This window comes from Kribbella sp. NPDC050241 (genome assembly GCF_044459685.1).
In the GTDB taxonomy this organism is placed as follows: Bacteria; Actinomycetota; Actinomycetes; order Propionibacteriales; family Kribbellaceae; genus Kribbella.
Genome location: NZ_JBITJE010000001.1, coordinates 1,097,315 through 1,114,498, shown reverse-complemented (window position 1 = coordinate 1,114,498; position 17,184 = coordinate 1,097,315). Strand labels below are relative to the sequence as shown.

Annotated in this window: 18 protein-coding genes; 10 read left to right on the top strand and 8 right to left on the bottom strand. The window is 66.7% G+C overall.

All coding sequences use genetic code 11. The annotated features are described in order from the left end of the window. The first annotated feature begins 63 nt into the window (after positions 1–63). From ACIBG5_RS05240 to ACIBG5_RS05230, 3 genes are read left to right on the top strand one after another with little or no spacing between them, the layout of a single operon-like run. Entirely contained in the window at positions 64–390 is a 327-nt protein-coding gene (locus tag ACIBG5_RS05240) for a PadR family transcriptional regulator (protein ID WP_396390230.1), read from the top strand. Then, positions 387–743, top strand: coding sequence for a DUF1048 domain-containing protein (locus ACIBG5_RS05235; RefSeq protein WP_393389023.1), 357 nt, complete (start codon positions 387–389; stop codon positions 741–743). The genes ACIBG5_RS05240 and ACIBG5_RS05235 overlap by 4 nt, the downstream gene beginning before the upstream one ends. 1 nt (position 744) lies before the next feature. Then, complete coding sequence (locus ACIBG5_RS05230; RefSeq protein ID WP_396390229.1) at positions 745–1,071, top strand: DUF1048 domain-containing protein; 327 nt, start codon at positions 745–747, stop codon at positions 1,069–1,071. On the opposite strand, the gene ACIBG5_RS05225 is transcribed toward ACIBG5_RS05230, so the two are convergent. Continuing rightward, positions 1,068–1,727 (bottom strand): GAP family protein, encoded by a 660-nt coding sequence (locus ACIBG5_RS05225; RefSeq protein ID WP_396390228.1) that lies wholly within the window; start codon positions 1,725–1,727, stop codon positions 1,068–1,070. The two genes, ACIBG5_RS05230 and ACIBG5_RS05225, sit on opposite strands and share 4 nt — an antisense overlap. Before the next feature lie 57 nt (positions 1,728–1,784). Then, positions 1,785–3,338: a DUF1254 domain-containing protein gene (locus tag ACIBG5_RS05220; protein ID WP_396390227.1), complete on the bottom strand. Its 1,554-nt coding sequence runs from the start codon at positions 3,336–3,338 to the stop codon at positions 1,785–1,787. A gap of 193 nt (positions 3,339–3,531) precedes the next feature. Here ACIBG5_RS05220 and ACIBG5_RS05215 point away from each other — a divergent pair, with 193 nt between their 5' ends. Further along, positions 3,532–3,903 (top strand): carboxymuconolactone decarboxylase family protein, encoded by a 372-nt coding sequence (locus ACIBG5_RS05215; protein ID WP_396390226.1) that lies wholly within the window; start codon positions 3,532–3,534, stop codon positions 3,901–3,903. Here ACIBG5_RS05215 and ACIBG5_RS05210 read toward each other — a convergent pair. From ACIBG5_RS05210 to ACIBG5_RS05200, 3 genes are all read right to left on the bottom strand, one after another. Then, on the bottom strand, positions 3,900–6,212 hold the full coding sequence (locus ACIBG5_RS05210; protein WP_396390225.1) for a LuxR C-terminal-related transcriptional regulator: 2,313 nt from the start codon (positions 6,210–6,212) through the stop codon (positions 3,900–3,902). The genes ACIBG5_RS05215 and ACIBG5_RS05210 overlap by 4 nt on opposite strands. Positions 6,213–6,313: 101 nt before the next feature. Beyond that, positions 6,314–6,847 (bottom strand): potassium channel family protein, encoded by a 534-nt coding sequence (locus ACIBG5_RS05205; protein WP_396390224.1) that lies wholly within the window; start codon positions 6,845–6,847, stop codon positions 6,314–6,316. Between the two features lie 42 nt (positions 6,848–6,889). Further along, on the bottom strand, positions 6,890–7,219 hold the full coding sequence (locus ACIBG5_RS05200; RefSeq protein WP_396390223.1) for a carboxymuconolactone decarboxylase family protein: 330 nt from the start codon (positions 7,217–7,219) through the stop codon (positions 6,890–6,892). Between the two features lie 234 nt (positions 7,220–7,453). Between ACIBG5_RS05200 and ACIBG5_RS05195 the strand changes: the two genes are divergently transcribed. After that, positions 7,454–7,885: a hypothetical protein gene (locus ACIBG5_RS05195; RefSeq protein WP_396390222.1), complete on the top strand. Its 432-nt coding sequence runs from the start codon at positions 7,454–7,456 to the stop codon at positions 7,883–7,885. A 37-nt stretch (positions 7,886–7,922) separates the two neighbouring features. Next, positions 7,923–9,047: an AI-2E family transporter gene (locus tag ACIBG5_RS05190; protein ID WP_396390221.1), complete on the top strand. Its 1,125-nt coding sequence runs from the start codon at positions 7,923–7,925 to the stop codon at positions 9,045–9,047. Positions 9,048–9,064: 17 nt separating this feature from the next. Here the strand turns inward: ACIBG5_RS05190 and ACIBG5_RS05185 are convergent, their stop codons facing one another. Beyond that, positions 9,065–11,353, bottom strand: coding sequence for an arylsulfatase (locus tag ACIBG5_RS05185; RefSeq protein ID WP_396390220.1), 2,289 nt, complete (start codon positions 11,351–11,353; stop codon positions 9,065–9,067). A gap of 164 nt (positions 11,354–11,517) precedes the next feature. Here ACIBG5_RS05185 and ACIBG5_RS05180 point away from each other — a divergent pair, with 164 nt between their 5' ends. Together ACIBG5_RS05180 and ACIBG5_RS05175 are read left to right on the top strand one after the other, a co-directional pair. After that, a complete protein-coding gene (locus ACIBG5_RS05180) occupies positions 11,518–12,327 on the top strand; it encodes an MBL fold metallo-hydrolase (RefSeq protein WP_396390219.1) in 810 nt (269 codons plus the stop codon). 35 nt (positions 12,328–12,362) lie between these two features. Beyond that, positions 12,363–12,662, top strand: coding sequence for a hypothetical protein (locus ACIBG5_RS05175; protein WP_396390218.1), 300 nt, complete (start codon positions 12,363–12,365; stop codon positions 12,660–12,662). Positions 12,663–12,843: 181 nt separating this feature from the next. Here the strand turns inward: ACIBG5_RS05175 and ACIBG5_RS05170 are convergent, their stop codons facing one another. Together ACIBG5_RS05170 and ACIBG5_RS05165 are read right to left on the bottom strand one after the other, a co-directional pair. Beyond that, positions 12,844–13,482, bottom strand: coding sequence for a response regulator (locus tag ACIBG5_RS05170; RefSeq protein WP_396390217.1), 639 nt, complete (start codon positions 13,480–13,482; stop codon positions 12,844–12,846). Between the two features lie 273 nt (positions 13,483–13,755). Next, entirely contained in the window at positions 13,756–14,025 is a 270-nt protein-coding gene (locus ACIBG5_RS05165; protein ID WP_396390215.1) for a sigma factor-like helix-turn-helix DNA-binding protein, read from the bottom strand. Positions 14,026–14,333: 308 nt separating this feature from the next. On the opposite strand from ACIBG5_RS05165, the gene ACIBG5_RS05160 reads away from it, so the two are divergent. Continuing rightward, positions 14,334–15,896, top strand: a complete 1,563-nt coding sequence (locus tag ACIBG5_RS05160; RefSeq protein ID WP_396390214.1) for an amidase family protein — start codon at positions 14,334–14,336, stop codon at positions 15,894–15,896. After that, positions 15,893–17,182, top strand: a complete 1,290-nt coding sequence (locus tag ACIBG5_RS05155; RefSeq protein WP_396390213.1) for an MFS transporter — start codon at positions 15,893–15,895, stop codon at positions 17,180–17,182. Before ACIBG5_RS05160 ends, ACIBG5_RS05155 begins: the two co-directional genes overlap by 4 nt. Positions 17,183–17,184 lie beyond the last annotated feature (2 nt).

Genomic DNA, 17,184 nt, shown 5'->3' with positions numbered 1-17,184 from the left:
CCGGACTACTCGGTGATACCGTATAGTGGTACTCGGTGCTACGGAGTACTGAGAGGATCCGCGATGGACGACCTGACGGAGATGTTGAAGGGCACGCTCGAGGGCTGCGTGCTCGAAATCATCGGCCGGGAGGAGACCTACGGGTACGCCATCACGCGCCGGCTGAACGAACTCGGCTTCGCCGACGTCATCGAGGGGACCGTCTACACCATCTTGCTGCGACTGGAGAAGAACGGGCTCGTTCAGGTGACGAAACGACCATCCGAGCTGGGGCCGCCGCGCAAGTTCTATGCGCTCGACGACGCGGGGCGCGAAGAACTCGGGAGGTTCTGGGCGAAGTGGGAGTACCTCTCATCCCGGATCGACAAACTCAAGGAGGGCGGACGATGAACTTGTGGGAACGCATGACAGGCAGCGATCTCACCAGGGAGTACAAGGCGTTCGAAGCCCGGGCCGCGGCCTTGCCGGCCGACTACCGGGCGGCGTGGGACCAGATCAAGGCTCACCTCTTTCCCTACGGGAGCTTCACAGGCCGCAACCTGATGCCGATCATGGACGGCGCACTCGGGCTGCTCGAAGAGACGGCGGCGGACGGGCAGAGCGTTCACGACGTGCTGGGTGACGACGTCCAGGGCTTCTGCGCGGCGCTGGCCGGCGGAGAAGGGGCGCGGAGCTATCGCGACCGGTGGCGCGAGCAGTTGAACCGGAACGTCGCAAGGAAACTGGGCCAGCTAGGAGGCTGACGTGGGCATCCAGGACATCATCGAGGGCAAGAAGCAGTGGCGGGCGCACCTGGCGCGAGTCAAGGCGCTTCCACCGGACTATCAGATCGTCTACAAGGAGATGCAGAAGTACTTTTTCAAGATCGGACCGGTCGAGTTGACCGACGGGAACCTACTCGCAGAGATCGTCGACTTCTTCGAGGAGGGCGTGGCGGCCGGCAAGGGAGTCCTGGAACTCATCGGCAACGACGTCGCAGCCTTCTGCGACGACCTGATCAAGGACTCGCGCACCTACGCCGACATCTACCAAGAGTCCCTCAGCGGGAACCCCGCCGCGACCGAGGACTAGGAGCTCAGCCCGACGCCGACGACGAAGCCGCCGATCAGGATCATCATCGCGGCACCGACCGTAGTGGAGTGCGCGGCGATCCACCCCTTCGCCGAGAGGAGCCGAGGTTCCATCCGCCGCGGAAACAGGATCGTCGCGACGATCGGAACGCCCACGGTGCAGGTGGCGATCACGGTGTAGAAGACCACCAGCCCGAGATTGTCGCGGAACGCCAGGTCCGCCCCGACGATCGCCAGGCCCGCCGCCGCAGCCAGAAGGATCGCCTTCGGACGAAGGTTCAGCGCCAGGCCGATGCCGAACACAGACAGAGTGCCGAACGTGCCGATGCGGTCGAGCCAGCTCGGTCCGCTTCCGCTCCCAGCGCGAGACCGACGTGCGAGGGTCACCACGCCCAGCAGCACGAGGGCACTGCCGATCGCCACCTCCACCTTCCCCACGAGGGCGTCGTGTTCGCGCGGTCGTCCGGGAAGCGCATGGCCGGCCACGGCCGCCAGCGCGACGGTGGCGAAGGTGCCGAGCAGTGTGCCGACCAGGAAGCCCAGGCCGGAGCGGCTGCGGCTCTCCGACAGCAGGATGAAGATGGTGGCGGTGATGGGGACGCTGCTCAGCGCCGCGGCAAGGGCCAGCGGTATCAGCTGAAGCAGCGCCTGCCCCATCGCGTCTCCGATCCCGCCCCGACGAGCAGGCTTCCGGCTTGGCGTACGTCGCGACGGCTAGGTGATGGGCTCGATTTCGCTGGGCCGCCAGGTCTTGTCGAAGAAGGGTTGGAGTGGGCTGTACAGACGCAAGATGACGAAGAACCCCTTGCCCGGAAGAGTCTGGATCCAGTTCCCGTCGCGCACGCCGTCGGGCTGTTCTGGTCCGAGGACCACGGCGGTTGAACCGTCCGGGTCGGCCGTCGCCGCCGGCGTCGGATAGCTCTGGCTTCCGGCGCGGGGGAATCGTTGCGGTGTCTGGAGCATTGACCGGGTCTCGTTGTCGTACAGCGTCAGCGACCAGAATCGCGCCTCGGGGATGCCGGGCGGCAAGACGACGCGGTAAGTCTCGGCCCCGTCGAAGTAGTTCTTGTCGGCGTCGGTGAACGCCATGACGTACTGCGAGCCGACGTTGGTCAGCCGCATGCACATCGCGGGTGTGATGCCGGTGTAGCCGTAGAAGAACGCCGTACGGGCATGCAGCTTGCGGGCACCGGTCGGCGCGAGCGGCTGTATGCCGTCGGGACCGACCAGAGGCGGCGGTGTCTCGAAGTTGTAGCCACCGACGAAGAGCATGTTCGACCAGGACGAGCCCGGGTAGTACTCGAAGGCTTCTGCCTGGCGCGGATTGAACACCAGTGCGCGGGAGGTGGCATTGCCGACGGCCGCGGCCTGCTCCAGGATGCCGCGCATCCGCTCGTCCGGTGCGAACGGCCGGCCTTTGACAATGCCGATCGCCTCCAGTTGCCCCAGGGTCTCGGGGTCCGTGGCGTCGGCCGGCTCCTGCTGGACGATCTCGTTCAGCAGTTCGAAGAAACCGAAGTCGGACGGCGGAATGGTGTTGAACGCCTTGCCGCTGGCTTCGACGAATCTCGTCTCCGGCGTCGGGGTGGAGGTCCCCGGATGGACCTGGCCGCTCAACAGCGTGGCGATGCTGGTGCCCTGTCCACCCTCGACATAGGGGTACAGCTTCAGGGTCGTCTTGATCCGCTCGACCGTCGGCCCGGGATCGTCGTGGTCCATGAACGCTCGCCCCAGCAGCACTACCCGCGTCGTGCGGGAGTGCGCGACGTGGAAGCCGCTGTCCGGCAGGGAGCCGCCATGGCCCGGGCCGACCAGCAGGAACCTGCCGCCCTCACCGCGATCCGGTCCCGGCAGGCCGAAATCGACGATCCACTGGAACCACATGTCGTCGAAGATGCCGAGCGCCTCCGGTGGCGTCTCGACGACCATCGGTCCGGCGGACAGGTCGACGACGCCGACGAAGTACACCGTGTCCGCGTTGGCGGTGAGGAACAGAGACTGGGAGTCCATCAACTCGGAGAAGATGAGGATCGAGTTGTCGTCCGCGCCGGCGTCGATGAAGCCCTTGCGCGCTGCGTACGTCGAGGCACCGGCGAACGCGTTCAGGTACGCAGTGACGCCGTGCAAGAAGTCCAGGTGGTCATATGCTTTCTCGACCGTGGTCCGGCTGGGTGCACCGTTCACGAAGTCGAGCGGTCCGATCCGGGTGTCCACGAAATCCGGAATCGAGATCGACTCCAGAGTTTCCTTCGGGATCATGTCTGACATCACTGCCGCCTCTCCACCACGTCGCGCCTGGCGTTCGCCCGCGTCACTCGTCTCGTTCGTTCCGAGCATCGGTTCCCAGCGTGCTCGACGACCTGCCGCAGGGCATCACTCATATCGAGTGACTCCGACCGCGGATTCATGTGATCTGCGTGATGCGGATTGCGTCTGGTCCGACGCGCAATAGAGGTTCAGCATGCGGAAGGATGAGTTGGTCGTGGACTACATCGAACGACTGCGTCGTCTGGCCATCAACGACGCATGCCTGGCCGACGATGGTGGAGACGACCACTCAGTACTGGATCCCGTCCTTGATCAGAGAACGCGAGCGTTGCTACGCCTCGCCGCGCTGGTCGCGGTCGGCGGGGCTGTCCCGACGTACGGCGCGCAGACGGATGCCGCGGTGGACGCGGGAGCGACGGCGGCGGAGATCGTCGACGTACTGTTCAGCATCGTTCCGATCACCGGACTCCCACGAGCGGTGGCCGCAGGACCCAAGGTGGCGCTGGCGTTGGGTTACGACGTCAACGAGGAGCCGGATCGGCAGTTGGTGGATGAAGAGGGCTAACCGCCGAGCAGCCCGATCGCCATCGCGTGTTGCACGGCGTCGTTGCGTGAGGAGACTCCCAGCTTCCGGTAGATCGAGGCGACCTCGGAGCTCACGGTATTGCGGCTGACGAACAGTCGCTGGCCGATCTCGCCGATGGTGAGATGCGTCTGCAGGTACGGCAGCAGCCGCAACTCGGCCGGGGTCAGGGGCGATCCACCGCTCGCACCGGTCCGGGCACTCGAGGTGACGATCCTGCGAAAGTCCGAGACCTCGTCGACCAGGGCACCCAGCGCAGGCCGATGGAGCAGGACGTCGTCGATCTCACGCAACAGGTGACGAGCGGTCGAGGCGTCGCCGATGCTCCAGTACGCCTTCGCGAGCTGGAGCCGTCCACGGACCGCGAAGAAGGGCAGCACGAACGTGCAGGCCGGGCGCGCTCGCATCGCATTGGTGAGCTGGCGGTCCGCCTCGTTCAGATCGCCCCGGTGCACGGCCAGCCGCGCCGCCTGAGCAAAGGCGATCACACTCGTGGCGTAATCGTGCATCCGATGCCTGTCGATGAGCGCGAGAGCCCGATCGACGTGCTCGCCCGCCTGCGCCCACCGCCCGCGATCCATCTCCACCGATGCCAACTCGGACTCGCTCTCGACGATGGTGTCGGTATTGCCGAGCGCCTCGGCCACGGCCGACGTTTCCACGAACAGTTCGCACGCCTCGTCGACGTCTCCGAAGAGGAGATGGGCTTCAGCCGACATGCACAGCGCAGTGTCGCGCCACGGGCTCCAGGGCGGTTCCTGAGCAAGCGCGAGGTTCGCGTCGATCAGCATCTGCTCCGGCCCGGAGGCGCACATGACCGCCCGAAGCATTGCCCGCGCCGAGTCGAACGACGCCGTGCCGTCCGCCGGCACCAGATCGAACGAAGCCGCATCCACGATCGCCGCCCAGCGTTGCGCTTCGCCGGTCTGACCCGCCAACGCGGTAATCCAGCCGGCGAGCACGGCGAGCGGCGGATATTCCTCGATGGCAGAGTCCCCCAGCGCGGACAGCCACCGCTGCACTGTCGTGATCTGGCCGGAGCTGTACGTCGGCAGTGCCAACGCTGTCACCAGCCGGACACAGCGACTTCGCTCGGTCGTGTTCAGCAGGTGTTCCAGGGCGAGCACCGGAGATCCGTTCGACTCGTACCAGTCGGCCGCGCGCAGATGCAGCTTCATGACGACCTCGGGCTCGACCCTGCGCAGCTCACCGAGAAGGAACTCCCGGAACAGCGCGTGGTAGCGGTACCACAGACGCCGGCGGTCGAGCGGTATCAGGAACGAGTTCGAAGCCTCGATGGTGCGCAACTGCTGCTGTCCGCCAGGTTCTCCGAGGAGGGCATCGCACAACGGTGCATGGAGTTGGTCCAGGACGGCCGTGCGGCGCAGGAACGCCTGCGTTGTGCCGGGCAACTGGCTGAGCGACTCGCGATACAGGTAGTCGGTCACGTACCGGTCCTCACCGGACACAGCCACCGCCTGCCCGTGGCTCTCACGCGCGATCGCCGCGGCGAGGTACAGGCCGGCCGGCCAGCCTTCGGTTCGAGCCGTCACCCCGGCCACCACATCGGGCGCCACCTGGACGCCGGCGGCCGCGAAGACCTGCTCGGCACCGACCGCGTCCAGGGCCAGCTCGGCCGCGCCGAATTCCACCACGTCCGCCGCCGACCGCAGCCGCGGGATGTGAGGTTGCTCCGAACGACTCGCAGAGACCAACTGAGAGCCCCGCGGGATCCCTGAGATCACCACGCCCAGCACGTCGTGGCAGGCCGACGACCGCAGTTCGTGAAGGTCGTCCAGCATCAGTACGAACGGTGCCGGGCTGGTCCTGAGTACCGACGCCAGGCGCGGCGCGCCACGACCCAGCGGCGATACGCCCGGACTGCGCAGGTCGGCCAGCAGGTCGGCATCTGCCGGTGAGACCCGCGCGTACGCGGTCGCCAACACGGACAGAAGCAACGCGGGGTCGTCATCGAAGCGGTCAAGAGACACCCAGACGATGCGACGATTCTCCGCCCGTGCCCACTGAGCCAGCAAGGTCGACTTGCCGTACCCCGCAGACGCGGTGACGCCGACCACACGGCACTGGCTGGCGCGAGCCGCCTCGATCAGGCCGGCGCGACTCACCGAACCCGGGCGCGCCTGCGGGACCGACAACTTCGCGTCCAGTAGCAGCCGATCCAGCCCGCCGACGACCGGCGCCGCTCCCTGCGATTCCTCGCCCACCATGCGTAGCCGCCCCCACCTGCTCCCGCTCGCAACCTTGCCGCAGGAGCCCGCGGATCGACTCATCCGCGCAGGGTGACTTCCATCGACCTCGAATACGGCCGCCGCCCGCACGCACGACGGAACCACCGTCGACCGGCCGGTCAAGCGTTCGCTTTCGCTCGTCGCTACTCCGCCGCCACCCGCGCTTTACCTCGTTTGGTGGCGCCGAGGATGACCTGAATGCCCACCCCGAGGACCACCAGGTCCAACAGCATCTGGGCGGCGACGACGAGACGTGACGCCTCCCCCCGGGGTGAGATGTCGCCGAAGCCGACCGTGGAGAAGACGGTGATCGTGAAGTAGAGCGCGTCGGATCGGGTCAGCGGCTCGGTGAAAGCGCCGGAGTCGTCCAGGCTCATGATGAAGTAGGTGGACGCGAACAGCAGCAGGAACAAGGGCGCTGTCGATGCCAGGGACTGGGTAGCCCGGATGGCCGGATAGGCGGCTCGGAGGATGGCGCGGACCTGCCACGCAATCGTTGCCATCAACAACACAACACCGATCACAAGGTCAAGAACGAGGTACCCGTCGGACCGGCGATCGAGGGGCAGCACGTAGTACAGAACGACCAGGGCAGCCGCGGTGACCCCTGCGCGGAGCAGACCCCGCGCGATCAGCCACCGGCGGCGCCCGGAGGTCAGATCGTCAGCAGGAGTCACCTGCGAACTGTCACTTGGTGTCATGACAATGGCCTGCGCCGGCTATCCGTTGCTTTCAGCCTCGAGCTCTGCGATCTCGATGGCGACGTCGAGCGCCTCGACGATCCTCCCCGTCGCCGAGGCAACACGCGCCGTACCGACAATCGGCGCGATCGCAGCCAGGACACCGCGGACCTGCTCGGCATCGACACCCAGCTCGCTGGCCGCGCCGAGGTTCAACAGGTACGAGACCGGTGGCGCGTCGACGGCGACCAGGGCGGCGATACGGACGAGCATCAGGACCTCGGGATCGAGACTCGATACCGCAACCGAGTCGGCGGTCATCCGTGCGAGCTGGTCGAGGACAGGCCTCTCGGTGGTGGATTCGGACATGATGCATCCCCTCGTTCGCTGGGTGGACTGTTCCTGGTTCGATTCCACTCCGATCCGCGCGGTTGCCGCATCATCCAGATCGCGTGAAGCGGCGGTCCGCACCCGGATTTCACACGATGAGAGTGATTCCACCCGGCGTTCCCGGTTGTGGGATGGACTCAAGTCAGTTGCGCCATGGCTACTGCGACAGCGTTGTCGCCGTCCGTCGTGGTGCCCCGTGAAGGAGGGTCCGAAATGGCAGAGCAGACAGCACCTGGTCATCGATCCGCGGTCCAAGCGGAGGAGAAGAGTAGTTGGGCAGTCGGGTTCATCTTGTTCGCCGGCATCATGATGATCGTGGCCGGCGGCTTCCAGGCCTTCATGGGTCTGGTCGCACTCTTCGAGAACGAGTTCTACGTTGCCACCCGCAACTACCTGCTCCAGTTCGACGCCACCGCCTGGGGCTGGATCCACCTGCTCGGCGGCTTGCTCGTCGTGGGCGCCGGGTTCGCGGTGATGGCCGGCAAGATGTGGGGACGGGTCATCGGCATCATCTTGGCGGTGCTCAGCCTGCTGGCGAACTTCGCCTTCATGCCGTACTACCCGTTCTGGTCGCTGACCATCATCGCGGTCGACGTCTTCGTGATCTGGGCACTGATCGCCCACGGTCGCGACGCCACCGCCTGATCACGAATCATCCTCCTCACGTTGACAGGAGCATCGGATGACCAGCGCGCCAGCGTCGATACGTGACGCCTACGAGCGAGCCCGCCCGTTCGCCCTGACGATCCTGCTGGGCGTCGCCGCCTTCACGATCGCGCTGGCCGGGCTGAGGTCTATCGCAGACATCATCGGGCCGGCCTTCCTGGCGCTGGTCATCACGATCACCCTGCATCCGATCCGCATCCGGCTCGAACGGCATCAGCGGATCCCGGGATGGGTCGCGTCGATCCTCATGGTGATCGCCGCGTACCTGCTGCTGCTCCTGCTCACCCTTGCCCTGGTGGTGTCGGTCGCACAGCTGGCCGCGCTGGTCCCGCAGTACAGCGCTCAAATCACCGACGCGATCGCGAACGCAGGGAACGCGCTGCGAGACCTCGGCGTCAAGCAGGACCAGATCAACGCAGTCGTCAACGCCGTCGACCCCGGACAACTCGTCGACCTCGCGATGTCGGTGCTGTCCAGCACGCTCGGCGTCCTCAGCAACCTCTTCTTCCTGCTCACCGTCCTGCTCTTCATGGCCTTCGACACCGACTCGACCCGCCGCGGTTTCGCCATGCTCAGCGACCGCTTCCCCAACCCCGTGGGTGCGCTCGACAACTTCGCGCACGGAACCCGCAACTACATGGGCGTCTCGGCCAGCTTCGGACTCGTCGTCGCGGTGCTCGACGGACTGGCCCTCTGGATCATGGGCGTCCCCGGCGCCTTCGTGTGGGCAGTGCTCGCCTTCGTCACCAACTTCATCCCCAACATCGGCTTCATCATCGGAGTGATCCCACCGGCGCTCATCGCGCTACTGGACGGTGGCCCCGGGCTGATGATCGCAGTCATCGTCGTCTACAGCGTGATCAACTTCGTGATCCAGTCCATCATCCAGCCACGCGTCGTCGGTGATGCGGTGGGGCTGACTCCCACCTTGACCTTCATGTCGCTGGTGTTCTGGACCTGGGTCATCGGACCGCTCGGCGCGCTGCTCGCCGTACCGCTGAGCCTTCTCACCAAAGCACTCCTGGTCGAAGCCGATCCCCGCACCCGCTGGGCACTGCCACTGATCTCCGGCAAGACGGACCCGGCCGACACGCCTGATCCACTCGCGAACCAACCATTGGCCGACACGGAACCGGTCTGAGATCGCCCGGCACCACGCTACTGGGCTTCGATGGTGACGGTTTTGAGGGTGCCGGTGAAGCGGAAGGGTGGTTTGTAGGCCGGCGAGATGGGTGTGCCCCAGTCCTCGCCGACGTCGAAGGTGTCGTCGGTCGAGAAGTACACCGGGACCGTCTTGTCGATCCGGCCGTTGCCGACGGCTTGCCCGTCGAGTCGCAGCGTGCCGGTGCCGCCCTTGCCCGGGCCACCGCCGTCGTAGGCGAAGTCGAAACGGATGGTTGACGGGCCCTTGGGCAACGCCTCCGTTGACGTGATCGTGTAGTGCTCCTTCCCGAGCCAGTTGTATTGGAAGGTCGGCGTACCCTCCAGCACGTAGAAGGCGAACCCACCGGTCTCGCCGCCCAGGGTGACGAGCATGCCCTCGGCGTCGCCGTCGGGGTTGTCCACGTCGGCGATGACGGAGAAGGACCGGTTCTTGATGTCGATGACCCCGTCCTCGGGAAGCCGGATGGTGCCGGCGCTGTAGCTGGCCCGGTTGCCGGAGACGAGTCGCGGCCGTTTGGCGGTCAGTAGTTCGAAGGCGTTGTTGACCATCGGGTAGACGTTGTAGGTGCGCGCCTCGTGGTCGAACAGCGCCTGGAGTTCCGCGAGCCGCTCCGGGTGCTGTGCCGCCAGGTTGGTGGCGTGGCCGAAGTCGTTGCGCAGGTCGTAGAGCTCCCACGCGTCCTCGTCGAAAGGCACCACCTGCTTGGCGGCGGCTGTCACGCCGTCGAGTCCGTGGCGGGTGCCGGCCCACCAGCCGTCCTGGTAGATGGCGCGGCTTCCGGTCAGTTCGAAGTACTGCGTCGTGTGCCGGTCCGGCGCGGTGGCGTCGTCGAAGGTGTAGGCCATGCTCACGCCGTGCATCGGCATCTGGTCGATGCCGTTCACCTGTGTCGGCTCCGGCACGCCCACCATTTCGAGGATGGTCGGCGTGACGTCGATGAGGTGATGGAACTGCCTCCGGAAGCTGCCGCGGTCGGTGATGCGCGCCGGCCAGGACATGACCACTGCCGTGCTGCACCCGCCGCCCGACGTCACCATCTTGCCGTACGTGTACGGGGTCGACGTGGCGTAGGCCCATGCGGCGGGATAGCAGCCGTGCGAGGTCGGGCCGCCGAACTCGTCCAGGCGCTCGACAAGGTCGTCCAGCGACTCCGTGAGCCCGTTGAAGTAGGTCAGTTTGTTCATGGCGCCGTGCAGGCCGCCCTCGGGCGTCGGGCCGTTGTCACCGGCGATGAAGATGACCAGGGTGTTGTCCAGTTCGCCCAACTGGTCGACCGCGTCGACGATTCGGCCGACCTGGTGGTCGGTGTGCTCGACGGCGCCGCAGAACACTTCCATCCAGCGCGCGCCAACCTTGCGGTCATTGTCGGTGAGTTCATCCCACGACGGCAGCGCCTCGGGCCACGGCGACAGTTCGGTGTCGGCAGAGACGATTCCCAGCTCCTTCTGCCGCGCGATGATGCGATCCCGGAGTACGTCGTAGCCGTCGTCGAACTCCCCCCGGTACTTCTCGATCCACTCTTTGGGCACACCCACGGGCGGCTTGTGCCCGTTCGGGGCGTAGTAGGCGATCCACGGCTTGTCGGGCTGGATGGACTTCTGTCGCTGGATCCAGCCGATGGTTCGATCGGCCATGTCGGCCTCGAGGTGATAGCCCTCCTCGGGTGTCCTCGGCGGCTCCAGCGGCGTGCCGTTCTCCCACAGCGGCGGATGCCACTGGCTCACACCGGGACCGAAGAACCCGTAGAAGTACTCCGCACCCATGCCCATCGGCCACCGGTCGAACGGCCCGGCGGCAGTGATCTCGTGCATCGGGGTCAGGTGGGTCTTGCCGATCCACGCCGTGGCGTATCCGTTCAGGCGCAAGATCTCCAGCACCGTGGCGGCGCTGCGCGGAACGGAGGCGTTGTACCCCGGGAACCCGGCCGACGCCTCGGGCACGCTGCCCATCCCTACGGCGTGGGAGTTGCGCCCGGTGAGCAATGCGGCTCGCGACGCCGCACAGACGGGAGTGGTGTGGAAGTTGGTGTAGCTCAGGCCGTGCCGCGCCAACCGATCGAAGACCGGCGTACGCGCGGGCCCGCCGAACGCGCTCATGTGCCCGAAACCGATGTCGTCACCCATCACCAGCAACACGTTCGGGGCACCCGCCGGCGGCTTCAACGGCTCCGGGAAGTCGGGCGACGAGTCCGCAAACGCCGTTCGGATCTCACCATGGAACGACGGATCAGGCGGCGGCAGCACCCGCCGGTCGATCGAAGCCGCATCCGGAACCTCAGCCATCGTCCCCCGCTTTCCCAGCACTTCGCGAGACCCACCCACAGGACTCGGAACCTACGGCGAGCCACACACGCCTGCATCACACACAAGAGATGATTCGGCTCAAGACGGCGTCCGCGTGCAGATGCGGAGTAAGAGTAGGTAGGTGTCCAACGACAGGGAGCATCATGCGGATCGGTGAGATCGACATCCACCCGGTTACCGACGGCGTTTTCCGGGCTTCGCCCGCGTACTTCGGGGACCACGCGCGCGCCGAGGGCCACGAGGACCTCTTCACCCGCCACGGCATGGCCTGGCTGCCGATCGGCTGCTTCCTCGTGCGAACCAAGGACCGGACGGTTCTCGTCGACGCGGGCATGGGACCGGATATCGCCGATGCCAGTCCTCGGCGGCTGCTCATCGGCGGGCAGTTGCCGCTGGGGCTCCGCGCCGTCGGCATCAGCCCGTCGCAGGTCACCGACGTCATCTGCACCCATCTTCATTCCGACCACTGCGGGTGGCTCTTCGACCTCGACGCCGCGCCGATGTTCCCCAACGCCGCCATCTGGATCGGCGCGGGCGACTGGCACCACTTCGTGCAGGACCCGGCGCACGCGATGCGCGAACACATCCGGCACGGCCTCCGGATCGCAGCGGATCGCGGCGACCGCCTGCGCCTGGTCGATCGCGACACCACGGTCGCGCCAGGCATCACCCTGACCATGACGCCCGGACATACGCCCGGTCATCTGTGCGTCATCGTCTCCTCCGGAACGAGTCGCGCGCTGCTGCTCGGCGACGCGATCATCTGCCCGGTCCAGCTGGACGAGCCGACCTGGCGGTCAATGGGTGACGTCGATCCCGAACTCGCCCAGCAGGTTCGCGAGCGACTGTTCCGTGAACTGGAGGACGGCAACACTCTGGGCGCCGGCGCCCACTTCCCCGAACTCCAGTTCGGCCGGGTCCTGGCCGGCCAAGGCCGACGCTGGCTCACCTGAGCGCTCTCGCGTGGCGTTGGGGACATGATGATTCGGTGACTACGAACGAACAGACGGCACAGCCGTCGCCGACGAAATGTTGGTGTTGCGACAAGGAGTACGACGAGCGCGAACTGGTGCGGTTGGGCGCTCATCCGGAGGTTGGGATCTGTCTGGCGTGTGCCCTCGATGTGCAGCAGCGCGCCGGTGAACGCGAAGACGAACTCAGACCGACGGCGACCACGAGGCTACGAACCGGCGTACGGCGCTCACGCGAATGGGTGATCGCCCGTGACTGGCACAACCGGCCGGTCCTCGGCCCATTGCTGCGTCGGATCAACCGCCATCTTCCGTAGCGTGGATCGGCCGGTAGGTGCCGTCCGTCAAGAAGTCGTGTTGTCAGGGGTGGAAGATGACCTGTGGGTACTTCGGGCTTGCACGGCGGCTCGTCATCAAGAATCCACCACGCGACGGACCCTCGGTCCCCCGCTGGAATGACCTCGGCTCCCAGACGATACGGAAGCGCAACTCGTCGGGTCAGCGTGTCTCGAGGAACGTGACCACTGCGAGCACCCTGCGGTGGTCGTCGTCGGTCTCCGACAGGCTCAGCTTGGACAGGATGTGCCGGACGTGCTTCTCCACGGTTCCTTCGGTCACCCACAGTCGCCGGGCAATGCCTGCGTTGGACCGTCCCTCGGCCATCAGCGCAAGCACCTCGTGCTCCCGCTCGCTGAGACCGGCCAGCGGGTCGTCACGGCGCCGCGCGGTCACCAGCTCCTGCACCAGAGCTGGGTCCATCACCGATCCACCCTTGACGATCCGCTCCAGTGTGTCGATGAACTCGTCCACATCTGTCACGCGGCTTTTCAACAGGTAACCGATCCGCTGACCGGTGGCGAGCAGCTCCATCGCATCCTCGACCTCGGCGTGGGCCGACAACACCAGGATGCCGATCTCCGGAAGCTCGGTGCGGATCTGCCGCGCGGCATCCAGTCCGTCGGTGGTGTGCGTCGGCGGCATCCGGATGTCGAGCACGACCAGGTCGGGCTTCAGTTCGCGCACCATCGGAAGGATCCACGTACTGTCGCCGGTCTGCCCGACCACCTCGAACCCGGATCGCTGCAGCAGGCTGGCCAGGCCTTCACGAAGGAGGACATCGTCCTCGGCCAACAACACACGCGTGACAACGGCACCATTGCTGTGCCGGTGCTGCGGAGACGGCCCGGTCGCCATGACAAAGGGTATCCCGATCCGTTCCCGCCCGCAGCCATCCGAATTCCCGTGCTGCAGGTGACCTCAAGTCACCGGGTGCCCCGCGCTCCTTACAAGCCGGTAGGCCGGTGTCTCGAGAGCATCTCGCACCTTCAAGGTTTCGTCGTCCAATCCGGGCGGTGGAGCGGCGGACCCGGCGTGGAGGGGTGAGTACTCAAGACCGCCGGGTCCGCCGGTCTAGTTGCCCATGACTGCTTCCATGGGCACCGCTGACGGGCGCCTCTGCGCGCGGACCGGCAGCAGTCGTACCTTCAGGGCCTTGTGGCCGCGGTGGATCCGCGACATCACGGTTCCGCGGGGAACCCCGACGATTCCCGCGATCTCCTGGTAACTCCCGGAGACATTCCCGGTCATCCGCACGGCAGCGACGTACAACCGCGGCCGAAGCGGAACCGCCTCGGCTTCGAAGCGGTCCTTCAGCTCGCCAGGACTGCGGAGTGTTCGCACCCTCGAAGCATCCCGCGGCAAGGTGGCCGTGTCGTCGCGGTGAGCACTCCTCCGCTGGGCATGCTGCCGGGAATCATCACTACCCGCTAGCAGGAATCGCCCGCACAAGCGTTCGGTCACCCGGTGTCACGACCCCGGCGCTGGCTCGGCGGTGGGGCCGCGTTGCTGACCAACTGCCGGGGCATCCGCGCAGGTCAGGGACGGGTCAGGCGCGAGGCGAACCCGCTTAACACGGTGCGAACGCAACTGGGCCGGTGATGTAACCCGGGCTCGCGACCGTCGATCATCCGACGATCGAGGAGGCCGCCATGCATCGAGTTCCCGATCTACCCGAGCTCCAGGCAACCGCTGAACGGCTCGGCACGCAGCTCAGCAGCGAAGAGGCGGAGGTCTATCGCCGCCATCTGACCCGGATGCTCGCCGAATTCGACGACTTCGTCCAGGCCCGCACCGCCGAGGTCCGGCCACCGCGGTTCCCGGGCGCCCGTGAGCCCGGCTACCGCCCGGGCCCGGACGAGGACCCGCACAACGCGTGGACCTGGAAGTGTTCCGTCGCGGGCAGTGGCGAGGGCATCCTGACCGGCAAGAGCATCAGCTACAAGGATCACACCGCGGTCGCCGGCATGCCGATGGCCTTCGGCGCGCACGCTCTGTCCGGCCACGTGCCCGACTTCGATGCGACCGTCGTTCAGCGTGCCCTGGAAGCCGGCGCGACGGTGGTCGGAAAGAACGTGATGAACGGCTTGGCCGGCGGCTACGGCTTCGGCGGCGGCGTCGGGGACTACGGCCGGCCACTGAACCCGCACAACCCACTGCACCTCACCGGTGGGTCGTCGTCCGGATCCGCGGCCGCACTGGTGGACGGCGAGGTGGACATCTCGTTCGGCGGCGATCAGGGCGGCTCGATCCGGATCCCGGCCGCCTGGTCCGGCACCGTCGGGCACAAGCCGACCTTCGGCCTGATCTCCCACTTCGGCATCGGCTTCGGCTCGGACCAGAGCATCGACTACACCGGCCCGATGACGATGTCGGTGCGCGACGCCGCCCTCGCCCTTGAGGCCGTCGCCGGGTACGACGGACTCGATCCGCGCCAGACCCGCGACGTACCCGACTCGTACGACGCCACGAGCGGTCTGACCAACGAAATCGAAGGACTGCGGATCGGCGTACTGCGGGAAGGATTCCTCGGCGCCACCGAGGCGGTGACGGACTCGGTCCAGCAGGCGATCGAGGTGTACGAGAAGCTCGGCGCGGTGGTCACCGAGGTGTCCGTGCCGGAGCACCTGACCATCGGCGCGGCGCAGATGGCGTTGTCGGCCGAGGCCGCGCTGGCGGTCCGCGGCTCCGGGTTCTACGGCGCGTTCACTCGGACCTACTACCCCGAGGACACGATCGCAGCGATCACGCGGGCCTGGCAGCGCGACCAGGAACTACTGGATCCGCGGGGCCTGCTCACGCTGATGGCCGGCGAGTTCAGTCGCCGCTATTGGGCCGGCCGGCTGTACGCGAAGGCGCAGAACGTCCGGCCGGCGTTCATCGCGGCGTACGACCGGGTCTTGTCCGAGGTCGACCTGCTGGTGATGCCGACGACGATCACCCAGGCACCGCGCTTCGAGCCGATCGACGACCGAATCACCGCGCTGGACTTCGCGTTGCAGAGCCCCGTCTCGCAGAGCGCGGTCGCGAACACCCGGCCGTTCAACTTCACCGGCCATCCCGCGCTCGCGGTGCCGTGCGAGAAACGCGACGGGCTGCCGGTCAGCATCCAGCTGGTCGGCCGGATGTTCGACGACGCGCTGCTGCTGCGCGCCGCGCACGCGTTCAGCCAAGCCGTTCCGTTCACGGAGTGGCTCGCTGTCGAGGCGGCATGACCAACCGAGGCATCTTCCGATCGCTGCAGGTTCGCAACTACCGGAACTTCTTCTGGGGTGGAACGGTCAGCAACATCGGGGTCTGGATGCAACGGACCGCGCAGGCGTGGGCCGTCGTCGTGCTCAGTCACGGCGACGGCCTGGCCCTCGGCATCGCGACCTTCCTGCAGTTCTTTCCGACCGTACTGCTGGGCCTGGCCACCGGGGCCCTGGTCGACCGGGTCGACAAGGTCCGGGTCTTGATCGTGACCCAAGGGCTGGTCGGGCTGGGCAGCGTGGTGATGGCGGTCCTCGACGGTCTCGGGATCCTCACCCTGGTTCAGGTCTGGGTGCTGGCCGGTGCGATGGGCATCGTCACCGCGTTCGACATCCCGGCCCGGCAGGCGGTGGTGTCCGAGCTGGTCGGCCCCGATCGGGTGGTGAACGCGATCGGGCTCAACTCGGCCTCGTTCAACGTCGCCCGGCTGATCGGGCCGGCGATCGCGGGCCTCCTGATCGGCGTGGCCGGTACGCCGTTGATCTTCGCGCTGCACGCGATCAGTTCGGCCGGCATCCTGATCGCGTTGTCGCGGATCGACCGCTCAGAACTACGCCAGGTGCCGCGCTCACCTGTGAACCGGGGGCAACTAGTAGCGGGCCTGCGGCAAGTAGCCGGCGATCCAGTGCTGGCAACGGTGATCGTGCTGGCCGGCGTGATCGGGATCGTCGGGGCGAACAGCCTGCAGGTGGTGTTGCCGCTGGTCGCGACCGAAGTGTTCGATGTCGGAGCAGTCGGCTTCGGCCTGATCACGTCGTGCCTCGCGGTCGGTGGTCTCACCGGAGCGCTGCTGGCCGCATCGACCAGCGGGATGCCGAGGTACCGCTGGGTCATCGGTGCCGCGGCGGCACTCGGAGGCAGTCTGGTGATCGCCTCGCTGATGCCGGTGCTGGTTGCCTTCGGCATCGCGCTGGTCTGTTGCGGCGGGATGTTCATGTCGTTCGCCGTACTGGCGAACACGTCCGTTCAGCTGACCGCCGAGCCGGGGCTGCGCGGGCGGGTCGTGGCCGTCTACCTGACGTTCTTCCTCGGTGGCGGTGCGCTCGGCGCTCCAGTGCTGGGGATGCTGGCCGAGCACGTCGGCCCGATGCGGGCGATCGGCTTGGCCGGCGCGCTCGGCCTGCTGGCCGCCGCGGCCGGAGCGGTCGCCATGATGATCGTCCGGTCCCGTCCGGTAATACTGGCGAATTCCCCCGGCATGATTCCGGGAATCGTTTACGAACGAGATACCGAAGTCGTCGACCACTGAAA

Excerpts from the sequence above, each read along its gene's own strand:
- ACIBG5_RS05195 (WP_396390222.1), top strand. The coding sequence starts at position 7,454 with ATGGCAGAGCAGACAGCACCTGGTCATCGATCCGCGGTCCAAGCGGAG.
- ACIBG5_RS05160 (WP_396390214.1), top strand. The coding sequence starts at position 14,334 with ATGCATCGAGTTCCCGATCTACCCGAGCTCCAGGCAACCGCTGAACGG.
- ACIBG5_RS05200 (WP_396390223.1), bottom strand. The coding sequence starts at position 7,219 with ATGTCCGAATCCACCACCGAGAGGCCTGTCCTCGACCAGCTCGCACGG.
- ACIBG5_RS05190 (WP_396390221.1), top strand. The coding sequence starts at position 7,923 with ATGACCAGCGCGCCAGCGTCGATACGTGACGCCTACGAGCGAGCCCGC.
- ACIBG5_RS05155 (WP_396390213.1), top strand. The coding sequence starts at position 15,893 with ATGACCAACCGAGGCATCTTCCGATCGCTGCAGGTTCGCAACTACCGG.
- ACIBG5_RS05240 (WP_396390230.1), top strand. The coding sequence starts at position 64 with ATGGACGACCTGACGGAGATGTTGAAGGGCACGCTCGAGGGCTGCGTG.
- ACIBG5_RS05235 (WP_393389023.1), top strand. The coding sequence starts at position 387 with ATGAACTTGTGGGAACGCATGACAGGCAGCGATCTCACCAGGGAGTAC.
- ACIBG5_RS05185 (WP_396390220.1), bottom strand. The coding sequence starts at position 11,353 with ATGGCTGAGGTTCCGGATGCGGCTTCGATCGACCGGCGGGTGCTGCCG.
- ACIBG5_RS05210 (WP_396390225.1), bottom strand. The coding sequence starts at position 6,212 with ATGAGTCGATCCGCGGGCTCCTGCGGCAAGGTTGCGAGCGGGAGCAGG.
- ACIBG5_RS05215 (WP_396390226.1), top strand. The coding sequence starts at position 3,532 with ATGCGGAAGGATGAGTTGGTCGTGGACTACATCGAACGACTGCGTCGT.
- ACIBG5_RS05220 (WP_396390227.1), bottom strand. The coding sequence starts at position 3,338 with ATGTCAGACATGATCCCGAAGGAAACTCTGGAGTCGATCTCGATTCCG.
- ACIBG5_RS05180 (WP_396390219.1), top strand. The coding sequence starts at position 11,518 with ATGCGGATCGGTGAGATCGACATCCACCCGGTTACCGACGGCGTTTTC.
- ACIBG5_RS05225 (WP_396390228.1), bottom strand. The coding sequence starts at position 1,727 with ATGGGGCAGGCGCTGCTTCAGCTGATACCGCTGGCCCTTGCCGCGGCG.